The sequence below is a fragment of the Spiroplasma endosymbiont of Apeira syringaria genome (assembly GCF_964020205.1).
Lineage (GTDB): Bacteria > Bacillota_I > Bacilli_A > Mycoplasmatales > VBWQ01 > Spiroplasma_E > Spiroplasma_E ixodetis_A.
On the sequence record NZ_OZ026543.1, the window covers coordinates 581,610 to 606,384 of the forward strand.

Genomic DNA, 24,775 nt, shown 5'->3' on the forward strand with positions numbered 1-24,775 from the left:
TTTTACTCTCAATATTTTGAATCATCTCTAATATTATTATCTTTAAAATATTTCTTAAAATAAGTACTTAGATCAGGAGCATAAGTGGTAAATTTATCATTTGGATTAATAGTATTAAAATAAGAATTTTTTTTAAAATTTTTAAATTTAAATTCAATAATTTCTTTGACACGATTATATGTTTTTTCAATTAATGCAGGTTTTTTAGAAATACTAATAAATCTTAAAAGAGTATATAGATAGTATCTAACAAAAGCATATTCCAACTCTTCATATAAAACTTTTTTAATTTTATAATTATTATAATAGTTTAAAATATGTATTCATTGATGCATTAGTTCAAAAATATTATCATTTTCCAATGTGTTATTTTTAGACGTTAATAATGTTTCATTAATTGCATAATATGTTTTACAATGTGCTAAAAATGAGTATAAAAATAAACTATCAAATTGGATTTCTTTACGAAATTGTAAATTATATTCATTAATAATACTAACTTTCATGATTTTTGTTGTTAAAACTGGTGTTGTTAAAGCAAAGACTATTTTTCCTTGTGTTGTATTTAAATTATATAATTTATTAACTTCAGTTCTAATTGTTGAATGAAAAACATTATTTATATCAAATTCATAACGAACACAATATTCAATACAATCTAAATCTTTATTATTATCTAAAATTTTATTAACTGTTTCAACAAAATTAACGCTAAGAATTTCAGTTGGATTTAAAATAACTACATATTGTCCGGAAATATATTTAAGACCAAGATTACGACTAATGGCAATACCTGATACTTGATAATTAGTAATAATTTTTAAATTTTGTGGATATAATTTAAAATATTTACTAAATATCTCCAAATTTTCATTGTTAATGCCATCATCAACAACAACAACTTCAAAATTAGTTTTTTTATTTACAAAAATCTTTGCTAAAAAAGAATCTAAGTGTTCGGATTCAAATGAAGTTGTATATAAAATAAAAGTTAGTAGCATAATAAATATTTCCTCCCTTTTATAAATAATTATAACACTTCTTTAACAATTTTAAGTGAAGGTTTATCAACATTTATTTTTTATTTTTTTGATTACTATTTTTAAGTTTATTTTTAGATTCTAAAGTAGATTTTTCTATATTATCTGTTTCTTTAATAACTTTAACAGTCATATTTTTATGATCAAAAATAGTTTTTAAATTACCTTCAATAATAACGGTTTCAGTATTATTAGGTTTAATAACGTTTCGCTTTGCGGGATTGGTAACTTTTTTCTTTTTTTGTCCTTTTAATATTTCTGCTCTTAATAAAGCACGTGTTTTTCTAATTTCAAATTTTTCAAATTTAAAAAGAAATGATTTAATAAACTTTTTATACGAATTAACAAAATATCGAAGTCTTTTCTTGCTTCGAGCATGATTATCATATTTTAATAAAATACAAACATAGTTTAATTCATTTCTTGCTTCTGATTCAATTAATGAATTAAAAAAACTGTGATAATTATGACTTAAGTTATATGGTTGACCAGATATTGGACTTTTATAAGGAGTAAAACCTAGATTACCAGTAGTTTTATAATACTTAAAATCAGCAATTCGTGTTGTCATTTGTCCCTTAGGATGTTCTGGTGATTTAATTTCTGATATTTTAAAAATATTATTTGTATCAAATTCTAAAAAATAGGAATATACCTTATGAACAAAGTTACCTGCAGTTTTAAAAGCAATATACAAATCTACTTTTGCTTCATAATTTAAATTATCAAAAATACTAACGTATGGTTGATAAAAATCATATTTTTTATCAATAATTTCTCATCCTTGTTTTTTAATAGTAAGTTCAATCTCATCAGCACAAATATTTGGATTTAAAATAATTTTCTTCATTTTCTACTCCTAACTCTAATATTTTCTAAGTCTATTTTATCAAATTATATATAAAGTGTGGGCTAAGAAAATTTTCCACTTTGATTAATAATTAAAGTACTTTAATTATTACTATTAAACAGCTAACAATACATCATAAAATTATCTTTAAACTATATGAATATATCATATATTTCTACACATAATAAACATTCCTTTTTGTTCGCTAGTTATTAATTAAATTACACCACTTACTCCTTCCAATTTTGAAAATGTTTCATGGTTATTACAAAAGAAATTTTAATCAATTTATTATTAGAAACATGAGTATTAATTGAAAGCATAGTCCCTTAACTAGCAAAATATGTTATAGTAACATTATTAATAATTTTTCGGACTTCTCCCCACATGTACTTGTGGAGGGAATAATGAAACTGAATGAATTCAACAATGCTTTTCAAACTGAACAGCAATGTCTTGCATATATAGCAAATTTGAAAGAAAACAAATGTATTAGGTGTTTTAGTTTTAATTTGAATACTTCTGATTTAAAAAGAATGAGATGTTTAAAATGTAATCAAACATTTAGCATTCTCACAGGCACCATATTTTCAAGGTCACAAACATCTTTAACATCTTGGTTTTATCTTATCTTTAGATGAATAAACACCAAACATGGAATTCCATCAACAGATATTGCAAAATAATTGGGAGTGACTTTGAAAACTTCTTGAAGAATGACTCATAAAATCAGAACACGTATTGCAAAACAAAAACCTCAATTTATTGTTGAAGGTACAGTGCAAATTGATGAAATGTATCTTTCACATATGGGTTTTAAAAAACAAGGAAGATCCTTGGTGAATAAAACCTTGATTGTTGGCATTTATCAAAAAACAACCAATAATTTAATTGTGAAAGTATTGAAAAACGCAAAGAGTAAAAATCTTTTGCAGTTTGCAAAAAACCACATTTCTTCAAAATGTCTTGTATATACTGATTCTTGAAAATGATATTGCGATTTTAAATCAGTTTTCACTAAGCATGAAACAGTTAACCATCAAGATGGCTATGTTTCAAAAATTGGTGTAAATACCAACCAAATTGAATCAGTTTGAAAACATATAAGAAGAACATTTAAAACACATATCAAAGTTGCAAAACATCATGTTCATTTATATGCTAAAGAAGCTGCATATAAATTCAACAAGATACCTAGTTTTGAAACTGTAATTCTATGTTTGATTTAAAAATGTGGGGAGAAGTCCGTAGATAGGCTTTTATCAGCATTTATGTGATAAAATTAAAATAGTACATAAAGGGAGAAAAGCCTTTGATTAATAAGATTCCAAATTCTTCCTGGAGTTTTAATATTTTCAATAACTACTTTAAAAGCTTTTTTAAAAAAATCATTAAAATCATTAGTAAAACAACTATCAATAATAATTTCAGTTAAAAAAGTTTTGTCATTTTGATGTTGATAATAACTTTTTCAATCATCATAATAATAAACAGTAAATGTTTTTTTCTCATTGTTAATTTGTAAATCATTAATTTTAAATTCATAAGCACCACTACTATTATGATTTTCATCATCCAAATTTAAATTATGTCTATTAATAACACGATTAATTCCTACTGCAGAACTATCATTATTAACTAAAGCAATTGGTAAACGATTAATATTTCCCAATGGATTAAAAAAAGCTCATAAAGCAATAAACGCATATAAAAATGGAATAAAACATAGTGCAATACTTTTAATAACTGTTCTTTTATTTTTATAAATGTATTTAGTCCCCACTGCTTTAAAAACCACTTTAAATTCTTGAATCACAATTTTAAATTTATTTAAAATTTTTAACACTTTGTTACTCCTTAATAGATTATCTTTAATAAATTTAGTTATAATAATATTATAAATACATTTGATAAAAAGGGAGAAAAAATATTATGTTGCAATTAACAATTAAAGGTAAACCCGTTCATATTAAAAATGAAATAATCAAAGTTGGAGATACTTTATCATTTTCTGCAGTTAATAAAACAATGGATAATATGAATTTGGAAAAATTCACTAATAAATTTAAAATTATTTCTAGTGTACCAAGCATTGATACTAAAACTTGTGCTTTACAAACTATACACTTTAATAAAGAGGCCACTAAATTAAAAGATTTAGTTATTATTACTATTTCCAAAGATTTACCATTTGCTCAAAATCGCTTTTGTGAAAAACTAAAAATGAATAATAATTTTCATATTTTAAGTGATTATCGTAATAATGAAAATAATTTTAGTAATACTACTAATTTATTAAGGCTTTTCTCCCTTTATGTACTATTTTAATTTTATCACATAAATGCTGAGAAAATTCTATCTACGGACTTCTCCCCACATTTTTAAATCAAACATAGAATTACAGTTTCAAAACTAGGTATCTTGTTGAATTTATATGCAGCTTCTTTAGCATATAAATGAACATGATGTTTTGCAACTTTGATATGTGTTTTAAATGTTCTTCTTATATGTTTTCAAACTGATTCAATTTGGTTGGTATTTACACCAATTTTTGAAACATAGCCATCTTGATGGTTAACTGTTTCATGCTTAGTGAAAAATGATTTAAAATCGCAATATCCTTTTCAAGAATCAGTATATACAAGACATTTTGAAGAAATGTGGTTTTTTGCAAACTGCAAAAGATTTTTACTCTTTGCGTTTTTCAATACTTTCACAATTAAATTATTGGTTGTTTTTTGATAAATGCCAACAATCAAGGTTTTATTCACCAAGGATCTTCCTTGTTTTTTAAAACCCATATGTGAAAGATACATTTCATCAATTTGCACTGTACCTTCAACAATAAATTGAGGTTTTTGTTTTGCAATACGTGTTCTGATTTTATGAGTCATTCTTCAAGCAGTTTTCAAAGTCACTCCTAATTCTTTTGCAATATCTGTTGATGGAATTCCATGTTTGGTGTTTATTCATCTAAAGATAAGATAAAACCAAGATGTTAAAGATGTTTGTGACCTTGAAAATATGGTGCCTGTGAGAATGCTAAATGTTTGATTACATTTTAAACATCTCATTCTTTTTAAATCAGAAGTATTCAAATTAAAATTAAAACACCTAATACATTTGTTTTCTTTCAAATTTGCTATATATGCAAGACATTGCTGTTCAGTTTGAAAAGCATTGTTGAATTCATTCAGTTTCATTATTCCCTCCACAAGTACATGTGGGGAGAAGTCCGTAAAATTTTTCATAAAAATTAAAAGATAAAATAAATATTTTTAAATAAAATTATGATTTATTAACTCAAAAGTAAGGATGTTATTTTTTTAATTATTGTGCTTAAAAATTGAAAATATGTTATACTAACAACATAATAAACTAAATTATTAAAGACCATTAGGTTCGACTTATTCTTTTTTATTAGATAAGTGGAACCTAATTATTTTTAAATAAAAAAGGATGTGAAAAATTATGTCAGCACAACAACAGCAACAACAGCAACAACCAAATAAAGAAATTTTTGATAAATTACAAGGTGAAAAAGATAAAAAAGAAAAAGCAAATACTTCTTCTGGTGGTAGTAGTAGAAATTGAATTGTAAAATTTGCAAAAGATGTCGCTTATATTTCTTTTTTTCCATACATATGATTAAAAAAACTTTTAGTTTCACTATTTAATAATCGAACTAAAAAACCTAAACTAAATCAGTCAGTTAATATTATTAAAAATAAAGATAATGTTAATCAAAACAATAATGTTATTGCTCGTAGTAATGGACAAGTTAGTTTTAAAGAAGTAGATGCACTAGATCCAGAAAATGAATCAGTAGCAGAAACAACAGCAGAAGCACTAAAATTAAACGGTAATACTACTAATCCATTCCAAAATGTTGCACATAGTTGTAATCGTGAAGAAATTACAGTAGTTTCAACAACAACTTCTGGAAAAAAATTAACTACTTAAATTATTTAAAATATTTATTAGTTCGTTCTAAATCAATAATATTATCAACATCCCAATGACAATCAAATGATAAAACATAAGGTTTTAATTCAAAATTATGTTTAATACTATTACTAATTAAATATTTACCAACCATTGTTGTTTGCAATACAAGTTCTTGTTGTGGATTTATTAAATCTTCACCAAGAACTTTTGCTCATTTTTTAGTAATATAACTTCATTCTCCTGCCAAGAAACTATCCTTTTTTTTACTTTTAATAATATCAATAATATTACCATTCTTGTTTAATTTATAACTTCAATCTTCTTTGATATTATCATGATCACGATTAATAGCGGCCATCATATTAGTTGAAAAATTATTTAAAAAAATATTTTTTGTACTAATCATATCACCAGAAATAATAAAAATATCATCTTGACCATTAAAATATGATGATACTAATGTCAAAGCATAACCACTATTATAATCAAGGAAATGTTGATTATTTATTAAAATTAATTTTGAATATTTATGAGTAAGAAAATTAAATTCATCTTTTAAATGACCAGTAATGACAATAATTTTTTTTAAATCATGTATTTCAATTAAATGATTAATTATATGTTCAATTAAAGTTAAACCTTTAAATTTAATTAACGATTTATGAACATTATTTGAGATAGGTTGTAATCTACTGCCAATTCCTGCTGCAAAAATAATAGCAACTTTCATTATTCCTCCTTTACTTAACAACAAAATTAACAATCTTATTTGGTATACAAATTGTCTTAATAATTGTTTTATCTTGCAATCAATATTTTACTTTTTCTTCATTATTAACTACTTTTAAAAGTTCTTGATTATTTAAATTTTCTTTTACTACTAAAGTTATTTTCGTTTTACCATTAATCTGAATAGCAATAGTAACTTCACTAGTAATCAAAAATTTTTCATCATAACTTGGAAACTGACTTTTATTAATACTTTCTTTATTACCAAATTGAAATCATAATTCTTCAGCAATATGTGGAGCAAATGGATTTAATAATTTTAAAAAATTAACTAAATATTGTTGATAAATAGTTGGTGCTTTATAACAAGCATTGATAAAAATCATAAGTTGTGCAATAGCAGTATTAAAATTTAAATCGTTAATATCATTAGTTACTTTTTTTACAGTTTGATGATAAATTGTATCTAATGATTTATCATTCTTAGTAGTAATTTTTATTTTATACTCATCTTTATTAACAAGACGATAAATACGCATTAAAAACTTATAACAACCAACTAAACCACTATTTAATCACGGTAAATATGCTGTTAATGGTCCCATAAACATTTCATATATTCGTAAAGTATCAGCACCATACTCATTAATAATATCATCTGGATTAACAACATTACCGCGTGATTTAGACATTTTTTCATTATTTTCACCAAGAATCATACCTTGATTTACCAATTTTAAAAATGGCTCTTTAACACTAACTAATTTTAAATCATATAGTACTAAATGTCAGAAACGAGCATACAATAAATGTAAAACAGCATGTTCTTGACCGCCAATATATAAATCAACTGGTAATCAATAGTTAAAACGTTTTTGCGCAATAGCACTATTAAAATCACAATAAGTACCATCATTATTTTTTAAAATATATGCTAAATAATATCAACAGCTACCTGCTCATTGTGGCATTGTATTAATTTCTCTTTTTCCTTTTACACCATCTTTTCTAGTTACATGTAATCAGGAATTTGGTGCATTAGTTAAAGGTGCATTCCCCGAATTAGATGGCTTAATATTAGTCATTTTTGGTAATAATACTGGTAATTGTTGTTCATCTACTGTTGAGATTGTACCATCTTCTCAATAAATTATCGGAAAAGGTTCACCTCAATAACGTTGACGAGAAAAAAGTCAATCTCGTAACTTATATGCAGTATGTACTTTTCCTTGTTTTAAAGTTAGTAATTTTTTAACAATTAAATTAGTAGCTGTTTCTAAATCATTACCATTAATAAAATCAGAGTTAATATATTCACTAGTACCCAAAAATGGTTCATTTTTATTATTAGTTTTCATAATAAAAATGATTGGTAAATTTTTATTTTTAGCAAAAATAAAATCACGACTATCATGTGCAGGAACACCCATAATTGCTCCTGTCCCATAATGATTTAAAACATAATAACCAACTCAAATTGGTAATTTACTTTTAGTAAAAGGATGAATAGCATAACTTCCAGTAAAAACACCAGATTTTAAAGTATCATCTCCTTGACGCATTAAATCTGTTTTAGTTTTAGCATCTAAACAGTATTCAGTAATTGCTTGCGAATATTCACTAGTTGTTAAATCATGAATTAATGGATGTTCAGGAGCAAGTACTAAAAATGAAACACCAAAAATAGTATCAACCCTTGAAGTAAAAATAGAAACCTTACATTTATTATTTTCAACTACAAAATCAACTAATGTTCCAACACTTTTACCAATTCAATTACGTTGTAATTCCTTAACACTATTTGGTCAGTCTAAATCATCTAATCCTTTTAATAATTTTTCAGCATACTTAGTAATTTTTAAAACCCACTGACGCATTGGTTTTTTAATAACTGGGAAATTACCACGTTCAGAAACCATATGACTATTAATGTTAATTATTTCTTCATTAGCTAAAACAGTTCCTAACTGTTCACAAAAATTAACTTCAACATCTTTAATTTCAGCTAACCCTTGTTCATAAAGTTTAATGAAAATTCATTGTGTTCACTTATAATATTGAGGGTCTGTAGTATTAACTTCTTTATTATAATCAAAACTTAGACCAATACTTTGTAATTGTTTACGAAAATTATTAATGTTTTGTTTAGTAAATGTCTCTGGATTATTACCTGTATTTAAGGCATATTGCTCAGCTGGTAAACCAAAAGCATCTCAACCAATTGGATGCAAAACATTAAAACCATTCATTATTTTAACTCGAGAAATAACATCAGTAGCACAATAACCTTTAGGATGGCCAACATGTAAACCTGATCCTGAAGGATAAGGGAACATATCAAGAATATATGATTTTGGTTTTTTATTATCATCAATGTTTGTTTTAAAAGTTTCATTTTTTAATCAATACTGCTGTCATTTTTTTTCTATTTGTTGGTGATTATAACTCATGTTTTTCTCCTTTAATATGTTCAGGTAAAGTAATCATAAAACCATAATATCATAATCATTTAACAAGTTGCAATGTTTACTTATTGATTAAATTATATTTTAAATATTTTGTTAATTATCAATCAATGTTATTAAAACATTTGCTAATATTTATTTTCTACAAAAAAGAAATAGTTTTTATTGTATTTCAAATAAAATATACTATATAATTATCGTTAATATTAAATAAATTCAAAGGAGGATTCTATGAACACACAAAAAGTTTTAAATAAGTCTTTAAAACAAAAAACAAAGCAGCAAAAAATAGGCTTAGGAGAACTGGTGTGACTTTGGATTTAATTATACTTGCACAATAGCTTTTCCTATGTCTTTTATAGGAATATATTATTGAAATAATGGCGGAGTTGGATTACATCTAATCTGAATTATGATTTTAGGCGCTATAATTGCTAGTATTAGTGCATGTGCTTTTTTAAAATGTAGTAAAGTTTATGCTGGTAATAATGGTTGGAGCATATATTTATGTTAGAGCAACTTTTGGTCGTTTTTGAGGATTAATAACCGGCTTTATGCAATATATCATTTTACCATCTACTGTTATTGGTGGTATTATTTCAATGTTTAGAATTAACTTAAACCAATTATCATTTTTTTCTTGATTACCTGATAGATGATCTAATTTATTTATTGATAGTTTAGGAATTATAGTTTATTGTTTGGTTACAAGTTGTATCTATTTTGGATTAAGAGGTTTTCGTTGATTTGTTAATATTTCAGGAATCATTAAATGACTGTCAACTTGTTTTTTGATTATTTGTGCCATTATTCTGGTAATCAAAAACGGCACTATAGTTTATCAACAAGCATTTGTTGGTACTAAACATCTTCATTTTACAATTAATATTTTTAATAATGCTTTTAGTAATTTTTTCTACTTTTTCCTTGGTTTTGAGACCTTTACTGTTATTGGAAAAAATGTTAAAAATCCTAATAAAAATTTAGGTAGGGGAACAATTATTGTCTTATTTTTGACAACTATTTTTTATTTAATGATTACAATTTTAATTATTGGTGCCATCAGTTCGCAGGGACCTAATGGTAATAACGGATGAGCAAATGGTGGTAATAATTATAACCCAAATAATGTTATTGCTGGCATTGCTGGTACAACGGGTATCATTTTACTAGTTATTTGTACTTTATCAATTAAATTGAATGGTGTAATACAAGTAGCGCTATATTCTGGAGCTATGCTACAACCATTAGCCAAAGAAGGATACATTAGTGAAAAAATAGCCAAATTAAATAAAGAAAATATTGCAATGTATGGTAATACTATTAATTTTATAATTACAATTATAGTTTGTATTATTATGCTAATAATTCCGGATTTAATTGGAATTAGTTTTAATTATAACCAAATGTTGGGATTTACAACTAATATAACAATCTTTGTTTATCTTTTTGTTATAGCAGCAACTTGTGTTATGGGTTATTATAAAAAAATAAAAATAAAAGTTACTGAATGAATTATGTTTATTATCTGTTTATTATTTTTAATTAGTCAATTCATTATTTTTAATTATAATATGATTCATGATTTAGTAAGCAACAAAGGAATCATATTAATTGCAATTGCGATTAAGTTTTTAATGTTTTGAGTATTTATTATAATTGCTACTATTATTTATTTTACTTATTATAAACCAAAACTAAAACAAAGATTAATAACAAATCCAGAATATCAAAATCAATTAGATAAAGAATTTATTTTTAATTCTCATCTAGTAGTTAATTAAATTACTTAAAAATTATATTATCTTATTATCGCCAAAAATAAACTAAATGAGTTGCTGGTTTTTTACCAAAACAAGTACCAGTAGTAGTTGTACTTTTTAATTTAGCATATGCTTGAAAATGTTCAGATCAACCAATATCAATTGTATGTTGAGCATGTTTTCCTAATTCAATTGCTGCTAATACAACCTTTTTCTCATTTAATGCTTTATTCATTAATTTAATATCACCATCCATAATAATAATATCTTCTTTGATTATTTCATCATTTTTCATTATAATCACCCTTTCTATCAATTAATATTATAACGCTATTTAAAAAAGAAATAGTAATTACAATTACTATTCTAACGATATCTTTCTACATAGTGACTAACTAAACCACGATAAATAAAAGGTATTGTTAATTGCATAATTGGATAAGTAAACAAAAAAATATGAATAAAATTGTAAACTAATGAGTAAAAAAGAGGATTAAATCCTGATCAAATATTTTTACTTCCGTCAGCATTAGTAATTTGTGATCAAATAAAATATCCTGCTATTGTTTGTCAAAAATAAATAATTAAACAAACTAAAAAACAATGTAAAAAATAATTAATATAAGTAAAAATTGATTTATCAGCTTTTAAATTAAAACGTAATAATGAAATAATAGCGGGCGTTGTCATTGGCAAAAAATAATCTAATAAATAACTTCAAGCATTAATAACATAACCACCACCAATAAATAATAATGACATTAAAGCACTAATCATACCTGTTAATCATCCACCTGCAAAGCCAATAATATAACTAATAACCATTAAAGGTATATATTTAATAGCAATACCGCCGCCGTATGGCATTTTTGGTAATAAATTTTGTTCAATAAAAGCACAAGCAATAGTTACACCAGTAAATAAACCAATAATTGTATAATCAATAACTAATCATCGTTTAATACCAAATGCAAATTTAAAATTAGTTCATCATCTTGTTTTTAAAATGGCAAAAGTTTCTTCTTTTTGTCATTGATAATGTTTAATTCAATTAAAAATTAATGCAATGGGATTGATACTAAAAATTGATAGTAATGTAACAATAACAATATTTTTATGCATATCTTCTATTTTAACTGTTCATGTAATAACAGATAATAAAATTGCTGAAATTAATAATAAACAAAGAATTAATATTAAATAAATTTTACTGCTATAAAATTGTCAACCAATAATAGTAGTAACTTTAAAAAAGTGATTAATACTACTAGCAGGTAAAATACTAATAATAACTGTTAATGTTAAAAGAGTAATTAAACTAAAAATGGCTGATGCTTTAATTAACATTCCTACCCCCAGTTTGCTTTTAATTTTATTATAATTGATAGTTGTTAATAGTTGTTCTTTAAACATAATAAAATGATAACTCCTTTAATTTATCTTACATAACAAAAAGGAGTTATCATTTTTTAAAATATAAAAAATAAAGTCTCCCTCCGCTAGTACTAACTAGATCAGGTTATAGGGTATTTCTCAGGCAATGCCACCCCTGCTTTATATAATATATGCAAATTAATCCATATTTACTACTATTATAACATTCAAAATATTTTTTTAAATATAAAATATATTTTTTTATGATTTTTAGTTTAAATTAAAATTTGTTCTATTTTTATTTGAAATTTATTTGAAAAAAAATAAAATATATTCACTTCTTAAAAATAAGAAGTTATTGGGAAAAAATAAAAAGGAGTTTTTTAAATATGAAAAAGATATCAACACTAATTACAACAACAATTTTAGCAATAGCAAGTACAAACAGTTTAAATACCTTATTTATCAATAACACAAATAATAAAATTAAAACAAGTATTAAAAATGAAAATAATAATTGAAAAATAAATGAAATTAAGTCTTTAACAACTGATAGAAATAGAAATATTTATGCACTTGCTAATAATACTGTTTATAAATGTTTAGCAGAACAAACAGAATTCGAAAAAATGATAGTATGGAATGGCAACCCTTTTTAGGACTATTTTTTGGTAGACATTTGTTTTTGATAATTAACTGGAGTTAAGTAGTTTAAAGTGCCGTGAATTCTTATGTTGTTATATCAATTGATGTAATCAAATAATTCTAATTTTAATTGGATTAATGATGTAAAATTTTTATCATTAATAAATTCGGTTTTGAAAGTTTTAAAGGTTGCTTCAGCAACAGCGTTATCATAAGGACAACCTTTTTTGCTTAAAGAGCGATTAATATTGAATGCTAGTAAAAGTTTATCAATAATTTTATTATTAAATTCATTACCGCGATCACTATGAAATATTTGAATATCTTTTAAACAGCGATTTGAGTGCATAAATGCTTGATATACTAATGATGCATCTTTTTTAGTACCTACACTATGTCCAATTATTTCGCTGTTAAATAGGTCAATTAATAAACAAATATAGTTTCACTTACCATTTACTTGAACATAAGTTAAATCACTAACAATAACTTCATTTTTAACTCTATTATTAAAGTTTCTATTAACAATATTGGTTATTTGACTATCATTGACTTTATTATGATAATTTTTGAATGATAATTTAGTGTATTTTGATATTAAATTATGTTTATTCATAATTTCTTTAATTTTTCGTCTTGATAAATAAATTTCTTGGTTTTCTAGAATGACTTTTAATCTTCTAGTACCATAAACTTCTTTATTTTTTTTAAAAGCACTAATAACAGCTTGTTCATAAATATTATTTTGAATTTTATTTTTTTTCTTTAAATTAAAATAATATGTTGATTTAGAGAGTTTTAAAAAATGACACATTGTGCGAATTTTATATTTAGATTTATTATTTGCAATAATCTCTACTTTCTGCCTATTATTAGTGCTGCTTGCTTTAAAATATCATTTTCCATTCTTAATTGTTTTAATTCTTTTCTTAATTTAATTATTTCATTTTCTTCAACAGAACGATTATCTTTAGTTTTAAAACTACATGAATTAGTAAATTGCTTAATTCAATTGTAAGTAGCTGCTCTTGTAACATTATATTCTTTAACAAGGCAAGATACTGATTTGCCACTTTGATATAAAGCTACTATTTGTTTTTTAAATTCATCGGTATATGAGTTAATATTGGCCATAATTATAGTTCCTTTCTTTGTTCACTTGTCTATGTAATTAGTGTCCAATAAAGTGTAACCCATCCACAAAAAAATAATAATAAGTAATAAAAATATTTATATAATAACTAATAATAACTCTGCAATAAATAAAGTTTATAAATTTGATTTTTTACAATCAAATTTTATTGAAATGAAAGTGATTGATAATGATACATATGATGTTAGTAATATTACTTTTGATAGTAATAAAAATATTTATGTTTTAACTATTAATGGCATTTATAAATGTCCAGCAAAACAAAAAGAATTTAAAAAGGCTTTTCTCCCTTTATGTACTATTTTAATTTTATCACATAAATGCTGAGAAAAGCCTATCTACGGACTTCTCCCCACATTTTTAAATCAAACATAGAATTACAGTTTCAAAACTAGGTATCTTGTTGAATTTATATGCAGCTTCTTTAGCATATAAATGAACATGATGTTTTGCAACTTTGATATGTGTTTTAAATGTTCTTCTTATATGTTTTCAAACTGATTCAATTTGGTTGGTATTTACACCAATTTTTGAAACATAGCCATCTTGATGGTTAACTGTTTCATGCTTAGTGAAAACTGATTTAAAATCGCAATATCCTTTTCAAGAATCAGTATATACAAGACATTTTGAAGAAATGTGGTTTTTTGCAAACTGCAAAAGATTTTTACTCTTTGCGTTTTTCAATACTTTCACAATTAAATTATTGGTTGTTTTTTGATAAATGCCAACAATCAAGGTTTTATTCACCAAGGATCTTCCTTTTTTTTTAAAACCCATATGTGAAAGATACATTTCATCAATTTGCACTGTACCTTCAACAATAAATTGAGGTTTTTGTTTTGCAATACGTGTTCTGATTTTATGAGTCATTCTTCAAGCAGTTTTCAAAGTCACTCCCAATTCTTTTGCAATATCTGTTGATGGAATTCCATGTTTGGTGTTTATTCATCTAAAGATAAGATAAAACCAAGATGTTAAAGATGTTTGTGACCTTGAAAATATGGTGCCTGTGAGAATGCTAAATGTTTGATTACATTTTAAACATCTCATTCTTTTTAAATCAGAAGTATTCAAATTAAAATTAAAACACCTAATACATTTGTTTTCTTTCAAATTTGCTATATATGCAAGACATTGCTGTTCAGTTTGAAAAGCATTGTTGAATTCATTCAGTTTCATTATTCCCTCCACAAGTACATGTGGGGAGAAGTCCGTTTAAAAAAATGACAAAAATATGATGAAAAACAACAGAATTTCATTTTAATAACAGAAGACTAACTGATATAAGTTATTGAAAACAGACTAGAAATAATTCATTTATCCATACATTTGAATGAAATACAGAATATGGTTTACCAATTGATTATCGATATATTACTTTTTTTAATGAAAATGGTACTAGAAGATTATGTAGATTCATCTTATAGCTGAGGCGATACAGGATATCCAACTATTAACATTAATCAAGTTGTTAAAAATCTAAATTTTCAAAAATATTTAATAAATGCAAAAGTAACAAAAAATGGACCTATTAACCCAGCAAATTTTTGTAATATTATCATATGTAATAATAAAGAAAATTTCTTACTTGCCAGTTTATTAATAACTATTAAATTAGGATTAACTTTTTATGAAGAAAATGGAAAATGATTTTTTCAAATCATCATTGCTCATTATGGTGAAACATGAGGATCTGAAAGTGGAGGACAAATTAAAACAATTTTAGGGAACGGTTTTCGATTATACTCATAATTTATTTTTTAAATATTCATACTCCTTTAAAAATAAATTTAAAGGAGTATTTTAATAAACCTATTATTTCAAAATATTGTTAATATATAAAAATCTAATTATTTATAAAAAATAATTAGACTATAAATTAATAAAAATAAGTAAGTTATTATATTAAAACATTTTCAATTTTTGATTTAAATTTGAAACATTTTCCAAATATTTATTTTCTAATTGATTTATTACTTTAGTATTTAACTTATCACTTTGTTTTAAATAGTTTTGTTGAGATGCAACTTCTGATAATAGTTCTAAATTTTCAAATTTATTTTGATTATCTAATCATGCTTTAACTTTATCAAAATAATTAATTGGTTGTTCATCAATAACATATTTTCTTATATTTTTAGGCATTGTATATTTTCACTCCTTTGTTATTTTATAATTCATTACATACTTTTATAAAAATTAATCAAATCATTTAAATAGTTTTCAAGTTAAATAATAAATGCCACAACTAATAAGATTTAAGGCAATAAATATACCCACTAAAATACCAACAACAGCACCAGCACCAATACTTGAAACTAATCCTTCACCAATAAGACTAGCTAAAAAGTAAGTTAAAATAATTAATGGCGCAACAATTAATAAACTAGTAAATAAACTAACAATTGCTTGTCCAGTACGACTTTTAATAATAACTGACATTAGCAAAGCAATACTAGTAATAGTAATAGAAAAAAATAATGTAAATAAAATAATAATTAATAATTGTCAATTAAAAATGGAACTAATCATTCCAGATAAAGGAACAACATAACCAATGGATGGGTTACACTTTATTGGACACTAATTACGTAGACAAGTGAACAAAGAAAGGAACTATAATTATGGCCAATATTAACTCATATACCGATGAATTTAAAAAACAAATAGTAGCTTTATATCAAAGTGGCAAATCAGTATCTTGCCTTGCTAAAGAATATAATGTTACAAGAGCAGCTACTTACAATTGAATTAAGCAATTTACTAATTCAGGTAGTTTTAAAACTAAAGATAATCGTTCTGTTGAAGAAAATGAATTAATTAAATTAAGAAAAGAATTAAAACAATTAAGAATGGAAAATGATATTTTAAAGCAAGCAGCACTAATAATAGGCAGAAAATAGAAATTATTGTCAAAAATAAAGTTAAATATAAAATTCGCACAATGTGTCATTTTTTAAAAATCTCTAAATCAACATATTATTTTAATTTAAAGAAAAAAGAAAATAAAATCAAAAATAATATTTATGATGAAGCTGTTATTAGTGCTTTTAAAGAAAATAAAGAAGTTTATGGTACTAGAAGATTAAAAGTCATTCTAGAAAACCAAGAAATTTATTTATCAAGACGAAAAATTAAAGAAATTATGAATAAACATAATTTAATATCAAAATACACTAAATTATCATACAAAAATCATAATAACAAAGTTAACGATAGTCCAATAAACAATCTTGTTGATAGAAACTTTAATAATAGAGTTAAAAATGAAGTTATTGTTAGTGATTTAACTTATGTTCAAGTAAATGGTAAGTGAAACTATATTTGTTTATTAATTGACCTATTTAACCGCGAAATAATTGGACATAGTGTAGGTACTAAAAAAGATGCATCATTAGTATATCAAGCATTTATGCACTCAAATCGCTGTTTAAAAGATATTCAAATATTTCATAGTGATCGCGGTAATGAATTTAATAATAAAATTATTGATAAACTTTTACTAGCATTCAATATTAATCGCTCTTTAAGCAAAAAAGGTTGTCCTTATGATAACGCTGTTGCTGAAGCAACCTTTAAAACTTTCAAAACCGAATTTATTAATGATAAAAATTTTACATCATTAATCCAATTAAAATTAGAATTATTTGATTACATCAATTGATATAACAACATAAGAATTCACAGCACTTTAAACTACTTAACTCCAGTTAATTATCAAAAACAAATGTCTACCAAAAAATAGTCCTAAAAAAGGTTGCCATTCCATATATTTGTTTATTAATTGACCTATTTAACCGCGAAATAATTGGACATAGTGTAGGTACTAAAAAAGATGCATCATTAGTATATCAAGCATTTATGCACTCAAATCGCTGTTTAAAAGATATTCAAATATTTCATAGTGATCGCGGTAATGAATTTAATAATAAAATTATTGATAAACTTTTACTAGCATTCAATATTAATCGCTCTTTAAGCAAAAAAGGTTGTCCTTATGATAACGCTGTTGCTGAAGCAACCTTTAAAACTTTCAAAACCGAATTTATTAATGATAAAAATTTTACATCATTAATCCAATTAAAATTAGAATTATTTGATTACATCAATTGATATAACAACATAAGAATTCACGGCACTTTAAACTACTTAACTCCAGTTAATTATCAAAAACAAATGTCTACCAAAAAATATTCCTAAAAAGGGTTGCCATTCCACAATAATAATAACACCAATAAAAATAATAATATCAGAAATTAAAACTAAAGCTAAATTAAATATTGATGTTATAATAATAAACTTGGTTTTGCTAATTCTTGTTAAACCAATGCGTCGATAAACTACGCTTTGTTTTAAATCTAGTAAAATAGCTAAAAAAGTTTGAATTGAAAAGGAAGCAGTTTGTGTCAATCAAATAATCATCAAAATAAATCGTCCAATATTTTTACCAGCAGGTGATGATAATATTTGATTATTTCCACCAATTGATGCACCAATAAAAATCAATGGTGAAACGAAAACTGAAAAAATAATAATTGAACGATTACGTTTTAAATAACTTCAAAATAAATTAAGAAGAGATCAATCATTATTTTTGTTTTTTAAGGTGTTTTTTTCAAGACTTAGCTCATTTTTCATTATTTTTCCCTCCTAATCTTTTTAATAACGCTTCGCTATCATACATACCTATTTTATATTCTTTAACGGACTTCTCCCCACATGTACTTGTGGAGGGAATAATGAAACTGAATGAATTCAACAATGCTTTTCAAACTGAACAGCAATGTCTTGCATATATAGCAAATTTGAAAGAAAACAAATGTATTAGGTGTTTTAATTTTAATTTGAATACTTCTGATTTAAAAAGAATGAGATGTTTAAAATGTAATCAAACATTTAGCATTCTCACAGGCACCATATTTTCAAGGTCACAAACATCTTTAACATCTTGGTTTTATCTTATCTTTAGATGAATAAACACCAAACATGGAATTCCATCAACAGATATTGCAAAAGAATTGGGAGTGACTTTGAAAACTGCTTGAAGAATGACTCATAAAATCAGAACACGTATTGCAAAACAAAAACCTCAATTTATTGTTGAAGGTACAGTGCAAATTGATGAAATGTATCTTTCACATATGGGTTTTAAAAAACAAGGAAGATCCTTGGTGAATAAAACCTTGATTGTTGGCATTTATCAAAAAACAACCAATAATTTAATTGTGAAAGTATTGAAAAACGCAAAGAGTAAAAATCTTTTGCAGTTTGCAAAAAACCACATTTCTTCAAAATGTCTTGTATATACTGATTCTTGAAAAGGATATTGCGATTTTAAATCAGTTTTCACTAAGCATGAAACAGTTAACCATCAAGATGGCTATGTTTCAAAAATTGGTGTAAATACCAACCAAATTGAATCAGTTTGAAAACATATAAGAAGAACATTTAAAACACATATCAAAGTTGCAAAACATCATGTTCATTTATATGCTAAAGAAGCTGCATATAAATTCAACAAGATACCTAGTTTTGAAACTGTAATTCTATGTTTGATTTAAAAATGTGGGGAGAAGTCCGTAGATAGGCTTTTCTCAGCATTTATGTGATAAAATTAAAATAGTACATAAAGGGAGAAAAGCCTTATTTAAATTTAGTTTTAACATATTCTTCAATACTTCCATATTCTTTAACAACAGTTTTAACATCATTTATACTAATAATTGAACCTTCAAACATGAAAATAATTTGTTGACAAAAACGTTCAATTTCTTGCATATTATGTGAAACAATCAATACTGAAAGATTAGGTTTAATAAAAACTTCTTTTTCTAGTAATTCATAAATTCGCTCACGTACCTCTAAATCTAATCCCGTAGCTAATTCATCTAAAATTAATAAATCTGGTTCAACAATTAATGCTAATAAAATATTAATTTTTTGTTGTTGACCGCCCGATAAAGTAATAATAGGTTTATTAATAAATGCTTCAGCGTCCAAATAGTACAATAACTTTTGAATGTCTTCAACAGACTTATTTAAACGATAAGCTCTCATATAATATTGGGCCATATCTCAACCAGTTAGACCACGAGGAAATTTAGTTTCTTGTAATTGCATGCCTATTTTTAAATCAGGTTTAATATTAATAGTACCTGTTGTTGGTTTACGAAGTTGGGAAATAATTTCACATAATGTTGTTTTTCCAGTACCATTGGGGCCAACAATACCAATTTTGGCACCAATAGCAATATTCAGACTAACATTTTTAATGACTTCATTACTATCATAGTTTTTACTGACATTAATGATTTCAACATTATTTTTTTTATCTTTAATCATAATTACTTACTTCCTATAACTTTATAATTTTATCATAATTACTACATAAATATTACTTGTTTTTTAAGTTATAAAAATTAAAGGCTTTTCTCCCTTTATGTACTATTTTAATTTTATCACATAAATGCTGAGAAAAGCCTATCTACGGACTTCTCCCCACATTTTTAAATCAAACATAGAATTACAGTTTCAAAACTAGGTATCTTGTTGAATTTATATGCAGCTTCTTTAGCATATAAATGAACATGATGTTTTGCAACTTTGATATGTGTTTTAAATGTTCTTCTTATATGTTTTCAAACTGATTCAATTTGGTTGGTATTTACACCAATTTTTGAAACATAGCCATCTTGATGGTTAACTGTTTCATGCTTAGTGAAAACTGATTTAAAATCGCAATATCCTTTTCAAGAATCAGTATATACAAGACATTTTGAAGAAATGTGGTTTTTTGCAAACTGCAAAAGATTTTTACTCTTTGCGTTTTTCAATACTTTCACAATTAAATTACGGACTTCTCCCCACATGTACTTGTGGAGGGAATAATGAAACTGAATGAATTCAAAAATGCTTTTCAAACTGAACAGCAATGTCTTGCATATATAGCAAATTTGAAAGAAAACAAATGTATTAGGTGTTTTAGTTTTAATTTGAATACTTCTGATTTAAAAAGAATGAGATGTTTAAAATGTAATCAAACATTTAGCATTCTCACAGGCACCATATTTTCAAGGTCACAAACATCTTTAACATCTTGGTTTTATCTTATCTTTAGATGAATAAACACCAAACATGGAATTCCATCAACAGATATTGCAAAAGAATTGGGAGTGACTTTGAAAACTGCTTGAAGAATGACTCATAAAATCAGAACACGTATTGCAAAACAAAAACCTCAATTTATTGTTGAAAGTACAGTGCAAATTGATGAAATGTATCTTTCACATATGGGTTTTAAAAAACAAGGAAGATCCTTGGTGAATAAAACCTTGATTGTTGGCATTTATCAAAAAACAACCAATAATTTAATTGTGAAAGTATTGAAAAACGCAAAGAGTAAAAATCTTTTGCAGTTTGCAAAAAACCACATTTCTTCAAAATGTCTTGTATATACTGATTCTTGAAAAGGATATTGCGATTTTAAATCAGTTTTCACTAAGCATGAAACAGTTAACCATCAAGATGGCTATGTTTCAAAAATTGGTGTAAATACCAACCAAATTGAATCAGTTTGAAAACATATAAGAAGAACATTTAAAACACATATCAAAGTTGCAAAACATCATGTTCATTTATATGCTAAAGAAGCTGCATATAAATTCAACAAGATACCTAGTTTTGAAACTGTAATTCTATGTTTGATTTAAAAATGTGGGGAGAAGTCCGTAGATAGGCTTTTCTCAGCATTTATGTGATAAAATTAAAATAGTACATAAAGGGAGAAAAGCCTTTTATAAATTCAATAAATAACCTATCAAAAAAATTAAATAATAAAAAAATAAATAAAAAAATAAATAAAATAATGAAAATACTTACTATTGGATTATTTAATTGAAATAAAAAAATAGAAACAAAAATAACTATTTTAACAAAAATCAAAGAAATTAAACAACAAAATTTAGTAAAAATCAATGAACTAATATTACGAATTAACAAAAAAAATATAATTAAAAGTGTAAATTCGGAAATTAATTTTTCTGTAACAAATAAAAGCAAATCAAATTTATCACAAATATAAAAAAATTTTATATAAAAAAAGTAAATACTTGTTTTTAGTATTTACTTTTTTAAAGTTATAGTTATTAATAATTTAATTAGATTTTAACCTTCATCAATAATACTTGAAGTTGGTTTAATATTATTAATAGGTGAGTGAATTTTTGCTTTATGTTTATTAAAAATAAAATCATATACTTCAGAATAAAATTCAACTGAAACAATATTTAATTTTTTCTTTACTTCTTCTGGAATATCTTCTAAGTCTTTTATATTAGCTTTTGGAATTAAAATTGTTTTTAGTCCACTACGATGAGCAGAAATTGATTTTTCTTTTAATCCACCAATTGGTAATACATGACCACGAAGTGTAATTTCACCTGTCATACCAATATCTTTTGATACAGGTCTACTTGTCAGAGCAGAAATAATTGCAGTTGTTAAAGTAATACCAGCACTTGGACCATCCTTTGGCACTGCTCCTTCAGGAACATGGATATGAATATCATGTTCTGCAAAGAAAGTATCAGGAATATTGAAAGTAATAGCATTTGCTTTAATATAATCTAAAGCAATAGTAGCAGATTCTTTCATAACTTCACCTAATTTACCAGTTAATACTAAATTACCTTTTCCTTTAAAGTAGTTTACTTCAATTGGTAAGATATCACCACCATATTGAGTATAAGCAAGACCAGTTACCACTCCAATTTGTGATTCATTTTCTTTTTTAGTATAATCGAAAATTTGTTTTCCTAAATAATCTTTAACATTATCAGCAACAATTTCTTCAGTAATAATTTTTTTATTCAAAAGTTTAACAATAAATTTACGAGCAATTTTATTTAATAATCTTTCTAATTGTCGAACACCTGATTCTCTTGTATAATATTTAATTATTTCTTCAATTGAATTTGGTTTAAATTTTAACATTTTATTATTTAAACCAGTAATTTCAATAACACGAGGAATTAAATATTTTTTTGCAATTTCAAGTTTTTCTAATTCTGTATATGAAGAAAGCTCAATAATTTCCATTCGATCTTTTAATGGTTCAGGGATACCTTCCATATAATTAGCTGTTGCTAGAAACATAACTTGTGATAAATCATAATTTTCTTCAATATAATGATCTGAAAAATTAGCATTTTGTTCAGGATCTAATACTTCTAACATAGCACTAGCTGGATCACCACGATAATCAGATGACATTTTATCAATTTCATCTAATAAAAATAATGGATTAATAACTTTAGCACGTTTCATACCTTGGATAATTCTTCCTGGCATCGCACCAATATAAGTTTTACGATGACCACGAATTTCAGATTCATCTTTAACTCCACCAAGTGAAACTTTAACGAAAGTACGCCCCATCGCTTCAGCAATTGATTTAGCTAAAGAAGTCTTACCAACACCAGGAGGACCAACTAAACAAATAATTTGCCCTGGCATTGCCTTAGCCATTTTTTTAACAGCAAGATATTCAATAATTCTTTCTTTAACTTTTTCTAAACCATAGTGATATTTATCAAGAATTTTTTTTGCATTAATTAAATCAAATTTTTCTTCACTTTTTTGAAATCAAGGTAAAGTCATCATTCAATCAATGTATGTACGAATTATATTTGATTCACTTGAAGCTTGTGGCATATCTTCATAACGACTAATTTCTTCTTTAACACGAGTTTTGATTGCTTCAGGAAACTCTTCTGTTTCTAAACGTTCTAAATAACGTTTCATTTCATTAGACTTACCATCAATTTCGCCTAATTCTTCTTTAATAGCACGCAATCTTTCTCGTAAATAATATTCACGTTGTTGTTCATCAATACGATCTTTAATTTTAGCTGTTAAATCCTTTTCAATAGCACCAACTTGTTTTTGACCACCAACATCTTTCAATAATAAATCTAAACGTTTATTAATATCAATTTCTTGTAAAATTTCTTGGCGTTTATTGATAGTTAAAAATGGTAAAAATTGAGCCATTTTATCAATAATTTCACTAGCTTTCATTCCATCGGTGATTTGACTAATTACACCTTGTGGAATTGAACCATGAACATCTAAAATCTGTTGTAAATTATTTACAATTCTTTGGATCAACTCTTCTTCTAATGATTTTGAAACATTAGGACTAACTAAAGTTTCAGCATCTCCTGTATAAAATTTATCATCATAAAAATTAGAAACTTTAACTCTTTGTTGTCCATAAAAAAATACGGTAAGTGTACCATCATTATGACTTTTTTGAATTTGCACTTTACACAAAGTACCATGATTGTAGACTTCACTTAATTGAGGATTATCTACTTTTGGATCCTTTTGCGAAACTAAAATAATTTCTGAATTAAACTTAGCTACCGATTCATTAATTGCCGCTACTGATTTATGTCTGCCAACTTCTAGTTCTATTTCAACTGTTGGGAAAACAAAACTTCCTCTTGTTACTAGTACTGGAATATTAGTAATATTTTTTATCTTCATTGTCTCACCTCAAATAATGTATTAACTGGATTATAATATAAAACATTAGCACTTGCAATACTTAATTGCTAAAATATCTAATTTTTGATTTATACTATACTATTACAGCAGCACTTATTAATTCATATTTAATTTATACTAGTAGTATTTTATTACATTTATTTTTTTTTTGATAATTTTTACTTTTTGAAAAAAAATAAACGATAAAATAACCTAATTATTAAATTGGTAATTAGGTTATATAATAATTATCAAAT

The 24,775-nt window shown here is 25.0% G+C and carries 29 protein-coding genes, 1 pseudogene and 1 riboswitch; of the genes and pseudogenes, 13 read left to right on the forward strand and 17 right to left on the reverse strand.

The genetic code is table 4. The features are described from left to right. Nucleotides 1-2: 2 nt before the first annotated feature. Together AACL02_RS03610 and AACL02_RS03615 are read right to left on the reverse strand one after the other, a co-directional pair. Entirely contained in the window at nucleotides 3-1,001 is a 999-nt protein-coding gene (locus AACL02_RS03610) for a glycosyltransferase family 2 protein (RefSeq protein WP_339042826.1), read from the reverse strand. Between the two features lie 73 nt (nucleotides 1,002-1,074). Beyond that, nucleotides 1,075-1,890: a hypothetical protein gene (locus AACL02_RS03615; RefSeq protein ID WP_339042827.1), complete on the reverse strand. Its 816-nt coding sequence runs from the start codon at nucleotides 1,888-1,890 to the stop codon at nucleotides 1,075-1,077. 407 nt (nucleotides 1,891-2,297) lie between these two features. On the opposite strand from AACL02_RS03615, the gene AACL02_RS03620 reads away from it, so the two are divergent. Together AACL02_RS03620 and AACL02_RS03625 are read left to right on the forward strand one after the other, a co-directional pair. After that, entirely contained in the window at nucleotides 2,298-2,576 is a 279-nt protein-coding gene (locus tag AACL02_RS03620; protein ID WP_339042733.1) for a hypothetical protein, read from the forward strand. 6 nt (nucleotides 2,577-2,582) lie between these two features. Further along, complete coding sequence (locus AACL02_RS03625; RefSeq protein ID WP_339042828.1) at nucleotides 2,583-3,119, forward strand: IS1595 family transposase; 537 nt, start codon at nucleotides 2,583-2,585, stop codon at nucleotides 3,117-3,119. A 53-nt stretch (nucleotides 3,120-3,172) separates the two neighbouring features. Here the strand turns inward: AACL02_RS03625 and AACL02_RS03630 are convergent, their stop codons facing one another. Beyond that, nucleotides 3,173-3,736 (reverse strand): hypothetical protein, encoded by a 564-nt coding sequence (locus tag AACL02_RS03630; protein ID WP_339042829.1) that lies wholly within the window; start codon nucleotides 3,734-3,736, stop codon nucleotides 3,173-3,175. 86 nt (nucleotides 3,737-3,822) lie between these two features. Between AACL02_RS03630 and AACL02_RS03635 the strand changes: the two genes are divergently transcribed. After that, entirely contained in the window at nucleotides 3,823-4,218 is a 396-nt protein-coding gene (locus AACL02_RS03635; protein ID WP_339042830.1) for a redoxin family protein, read from the forward strand. Between the two features lie 53 nt (nucleotides 4,219-4,271). Here the strand turns inward: AACL02_RS03635 and AACL02_RS03640 are convergent, their stop codons facing one another. Then, complete coding sequence (locus tag AACL02_RS03640; protein WP_339043548.1) at nucleotides 4,272-4,964, reverse strand: IS1595 family transposase; 693 nt, start codon at nucleotides 4,962-4,964, stop codon at nucleotides 4,272-4,274. A gap of 397 nt (nucleotides 4,965-5,361) precedes the next feature. Between AACL02_RS03640 and AACL02_RS03645 the strand changes: the two genes are divergently transcribed. After that, nucleotides 5,362-5,853 (forward strand): hypothetical protein, encoded by a 492-nt coding sequence (locus AACL02_RS03645; protein WP_339042831.1) that lies wholly within the window; start codon nucleotides 5,362-5,364, stop codon nucleotides 5,851-5,853. Nucleotide 5,854: 1 nt separating this feature from the next. Here AACL02_RS03645 and AACL02_RS03650 read toward each other — a convergent pair whose 3' ends face one another. Continuing rightward, nucleotides 5,855-6,568, reverse strand: a complete 714-nt coding sequence (locus tag AACL02_RS03650; RefSeq protein ID WP_281747899.1) for a sugar phosphate nucleotidyltransferase — start codon at nucleotides 6,566-6,568, stop codon at nucleotides 5,855-5,857. Between the two features lie 10 nt (nucleotides 6,569-6,578). Beyond that, nucleotides 6,579-9,017 (reverse strand): leucine--tRNA ligase, encoded by a 2,439-nt coding sequence (gene leuS / locus AACL02_RS03655; RefSeq protein ID WP_339042832.1) that lies wholly within the window; start codon nucleotides 9,015-9,017, stop codon nucleotides 6,579-6,581. A 503-nt stretch (nucleotides 9,018-9,520) separates the two neighbouring features. On the opposite strand from leuS, the gene AACL02_RS03660 reads away from it, so the two are divergent. After that, nucleotides 9,521-10,816 (forward strand): APC family permease, encoded by a 1,296-nt coding sequence (locus AACL02_RS03660; protein WP_339042833.1) that lies wholly within the window; start codon nucleotides 9,521-9,523, stop codon nucleotides 10,814-10,816. Nucleotides 10,817-10,841: 25 nt separating this feature from the next. Here AACL02_RS03660 and AACL02_RS03665 read toward each other — a convergent pair whose 3' ends face one another. Both AACL02_RS03665 and AACL02_RS03670 read right to left on the reverse strand, forming a co-directional pair. Beyond that, nucleotides 10,842-11,090, reverse strand: coding sequence for a hypothetical protein (locus AACL02_RS03665; protein WP_339042834.1), 249 nt, complete (start codon nucleotides 11,088-11,090; stop codon nucleotides 10,842-10,844). Nucleotides 11,091-11,161: 71 nt separating this feature from the next. Beyond that, nucleotides 11,162-12,208 carry an energy-coupled thiamine transporter ThiT gene (locus tag AACL02_RS03670; RefSeq protein WP_339042835.1) on the reverse strand — a complete coding sequence of 349 codons (1,047 nt, stop codon included), beginning with the start codon at nucleotides 12,206-12,208 and terminating at the stop codon, nucleotides 11,162-11,164. A 60-nt stretch (nucleotides 12,209-12,268) separates the two neighbouring features. Beyond that, nucleotides 12,269-12,356, reverse strand: a riboswitch (TPP riboswitch). Nucleotides 12,357-12,471: 115 nt separating this feature from the next. On the opposite strand from AACL02_RS03670, the gene AACL02_RS03675 reads away from it, so the two are divergent. Next, the gene (locus AACL02_RS03675; RefSeq protein ID WP_339042836.1) at nucleotides 12,472-12,828 is read left to right on the forward strand and encodes a hypothetical protein; all 357 of its coding nucleotides are present in this window, start codon (nucleotides 12,472-12,474) and stop codon (nucleotides 12,826-12,828) included. A gap of 2 nt (nucleotides 12,829-12,830) precedes the next feature. On the opposite strand, the gene AACL02_RS03680 is transcribed toward AACL02_RS03675, so the two are convergent. Further along, nucleotides 12,831-13,948 (reverse strand): IS3 family transposase gene (locus tag AACL02_RS03680; RefSeq protein WP_422397827.1). Its coding sequence is split into 2 segments (ribosomal slippage): nucleotides 12,831-13,678 and nucleotides 13,678-13,948, totalling 1,119 coding nucleotides; the frame shifts between segments, so codons are not numbered across the junction. Nucleotides 13,949-14,120: 172 nt separating this feature from the next. Here AACL02_RS03680 and AACL02_RS03685 point away from each other — a divergent pair. Continuing rightward, nucleotides 14,121-14,342 carry a hypothetical protein gene (locus AACL02_RS03685; RefSeq protein WP_339042838.1) on the forward strand — a complete coding sequence of 74 codons (222 nt, stop codon included), beginning with the start codon at nucleotides 14,121-14,123 and terminating at the stop codon, nucleotides 14,340-14,342. Here the strand turns inward: AACL02_RS03685 and AACL02_RS03690 are convergent. Beyond that, nucleotides 14,328-15,149, reverse strand: a complete 822-nt coding sequence (locus AACL02_RS03690; RefSeq protein WP_339042078.1) for an IS1595 family transposase — start codon at nucleotides 15,147-15,149, stop codon at nucleotides 14,328-14,330. The genes AACL02_RS03685 and AACL02_RS03690 overlap by 15 nt on opposite strands. On the opposite strand from AACL02_RS03690, the gene AACL02_RS03695 reads away from it, so the two are divergent. Together AACL02_RS03695 and AACL02_RS03700 are read left to right on the forward strand one after the other, a co-directional pair. Beyond that, complete coding sequence (locus AACL02_RS03695; protein ID WP_339042839.1) at nucleotides 15,095-15,397, forward strand: hypothetical protein; 303 nt, start codon at nucleotides 15,095-15,097, stop codon at nucleotides 15,395-15,397. The genes AACL02_RS03690 and AACL02_RS03695 overlap by 55 nt on opposite strands. Then, the gene (locus AACL02_RS03700; protein ID WP_339042840.1) at nucleotides 15,357-15,722 is read left to right on the forward strand and encodes a hypothetical protein; all 366 of its coding nucleotides are present in this window, start codon (nucleotides 15,357-15,359) and stop codon (nucleotides 15,720-15,722) included. Before AACL02_RS03695 ends, AACL02_RS03700 begins: the two co-directional genes overlap by 41 nt. Before the next feature lie 153 nt (nucleotides 15,723-15,875). Here the strand turns inward: AACL02_RS03700 and AACL02_RS03705 are convergent, their stop codons facing one another. Both AACL02_RS03705 and AACL02_RS03710 read right to left on the reverse strand, forming a co-directional pair. Then, nucleotides 15,876-16,115, reverse strand: a complete 240-nt coding sequence (locus AACL02_RS03705) for a hypothetical protein (protein WP_338960177.1) — start codon at nucleotides 16,113-16,115, stop codon at nucleotides 15,876-15,878. Between the two features lie 54 nt (nucleotides 16,116-16,169). Beyond that, entirely contained in the window at nucleotides 16,170-16,412 is a 243-nt protein-coding gene (locus AACL02_RS03710; protein ID WP_339042841.1) for a hypothetical protein, read from the reverse strand. A 182-nt stretch (nucleotides 16,413-16,594) separates the two neighbouring features. Between AACL02_RS03710 and AACL02_RS03715 the strand changes: the two genes are divergently transcribed. Together AACL02_RS03715 and AACL02_RS03720 are read left to right on the forward strand one after the other, a co-directional pair. Continuing rightward, nucleotides 16,595-17,715 (forward strand): IS3 family transposase gene (locus AACL02_RS03715; protein ID WP_339040217.1). Its coding sequence is split into 2 segments (ribosomal slippage): nucleotides 16,595-16,838 and nucleotides 16,838-17,715, totalling 1,122 coding nucleotides; the frame shifts between segments, so codons are not numbered across the junction. Between the two features lie 23 nt (nucleotides 17,716-17,738). Further along, nucleotides 17,739-18,170, forward strand: a pseudogene (locus AACL02_RS03720) (IS3 family transposase); the annotation flags it as partial. Here the strand turns inward: AACL02_RS03720 and AACL02_RS03725 are convergent. Then, nucleotides 18,120-18,608, reverse strand: coding sequence for a hypothetical protein (locus AACL02_RS03725; protein ID WP_339042842.1), 489 nt, complete (start codon nucleotides 18,606-18,608; stop codon nucleotides 18,120-18,122). The pseudogene AACL02_RS03720 and the gene AACL02_RS03725 overlap by 51 nt on opposite strands. Continuing rightward, nucleotides 18,559-18,729, reverse strand: coding sequence for a hypothetical protein (locus AACL02_RS03730; RefSeq protein WP_339042843.1), 171 nt, complete (start codon nucleotides 18,727-18,729; stop codon nucleotides 18,559-18,561). Before AACL02_RS03730 ends, AACL02_RS03725 begins: the two co-directional genes overlap by 50 nt. Between AACL02_RS03730 and AACL02_RS03735 the strand changes: the two genes are divergently transcribed. Continuing rightward, complete coding sequence (locus tag AACL02_RS03735; RefSeq protein WP_281747836.1) at nucleotides 18,710-19,531, forward strand: IS1595 family transposase; 822 nt, start codon at nucleotides 18,710-18,712, stop codon at nucleotides 19,529-19,531. The genes AACL02_RS03730 and AACL02_RS03735 overlap by 20 nt on opposite strands. Nucleotides 19,532-19,613: 82 nt before the next feature. Here the strand turns inward: AACL02_RS03735 and AACL02_RS03740 are convergent, their stop codons facing one another. Both AACL02_RS03740 and AACL02_RS03745 read right to left on the reverse strand, forming a co-directional pair. Beyond that, nucleotides 19,614-20,312, reverse strand: a complete 699-nt coding sequence (locus AACL02_RS03740; RefSeq protein ID WP_339042844.1) for an ABC transporter ATP-binding protein — start codon at nucleotides 20,310-20,312, stop codon at nucleotides 19,614-19,616. Between the two features lie 164 nt (nucleotides 20,313-20,476). Continuing rightward, nucleotides 20,477-20,839 carry a transposase gene (locus AACL02_RS03745; RefSeq protein WP_339041852.1) on the reverse strand — a complete coding sequence of 121 codons (363 nt, stop codon included), beginning with the start codon at nucleotides 20,837-20,839 and terminating at the stop codon, nucleotides 20,477-20,479. Nucleotides 20,840-21,166: 327 nt separating this feature from the next. Here AACL02_RS03745 and AACL02_RS03750 point away from each other — a divergent pair, with 327 nt between their 5' ends. Then, nucleotides 21,167-21,679 carry an IS1595 family transposase gene (locus AACL02_RS03750; protein WP_339043550.1) on the forward strand — a complete coding sequence of 171 codons (513 nt, stop codon included), beginning with the start codon at nucleotides 21,167-21,169 and terminating at the stop codon, nucleotides 21,677-21,679. A gap of 454 nt (nucleotides 21,680-22,133) precedes the next feature. Here the strand turns inward: AACL02_RS03750 and lon are convergent, their stop codons facing one another. Then, entirely contained in the window at nucleotides 22,134-24,518 is a 2,385-nt protein-coding gene (lon, locus tag AACL02_RS03755; RefSeq protein ID WP_339042845.1) for an endopeptidase La, read from the reverse strand. Between the last annotated feature and the right edge of the window lie 257 nt (nucleotides 24,519-24,775).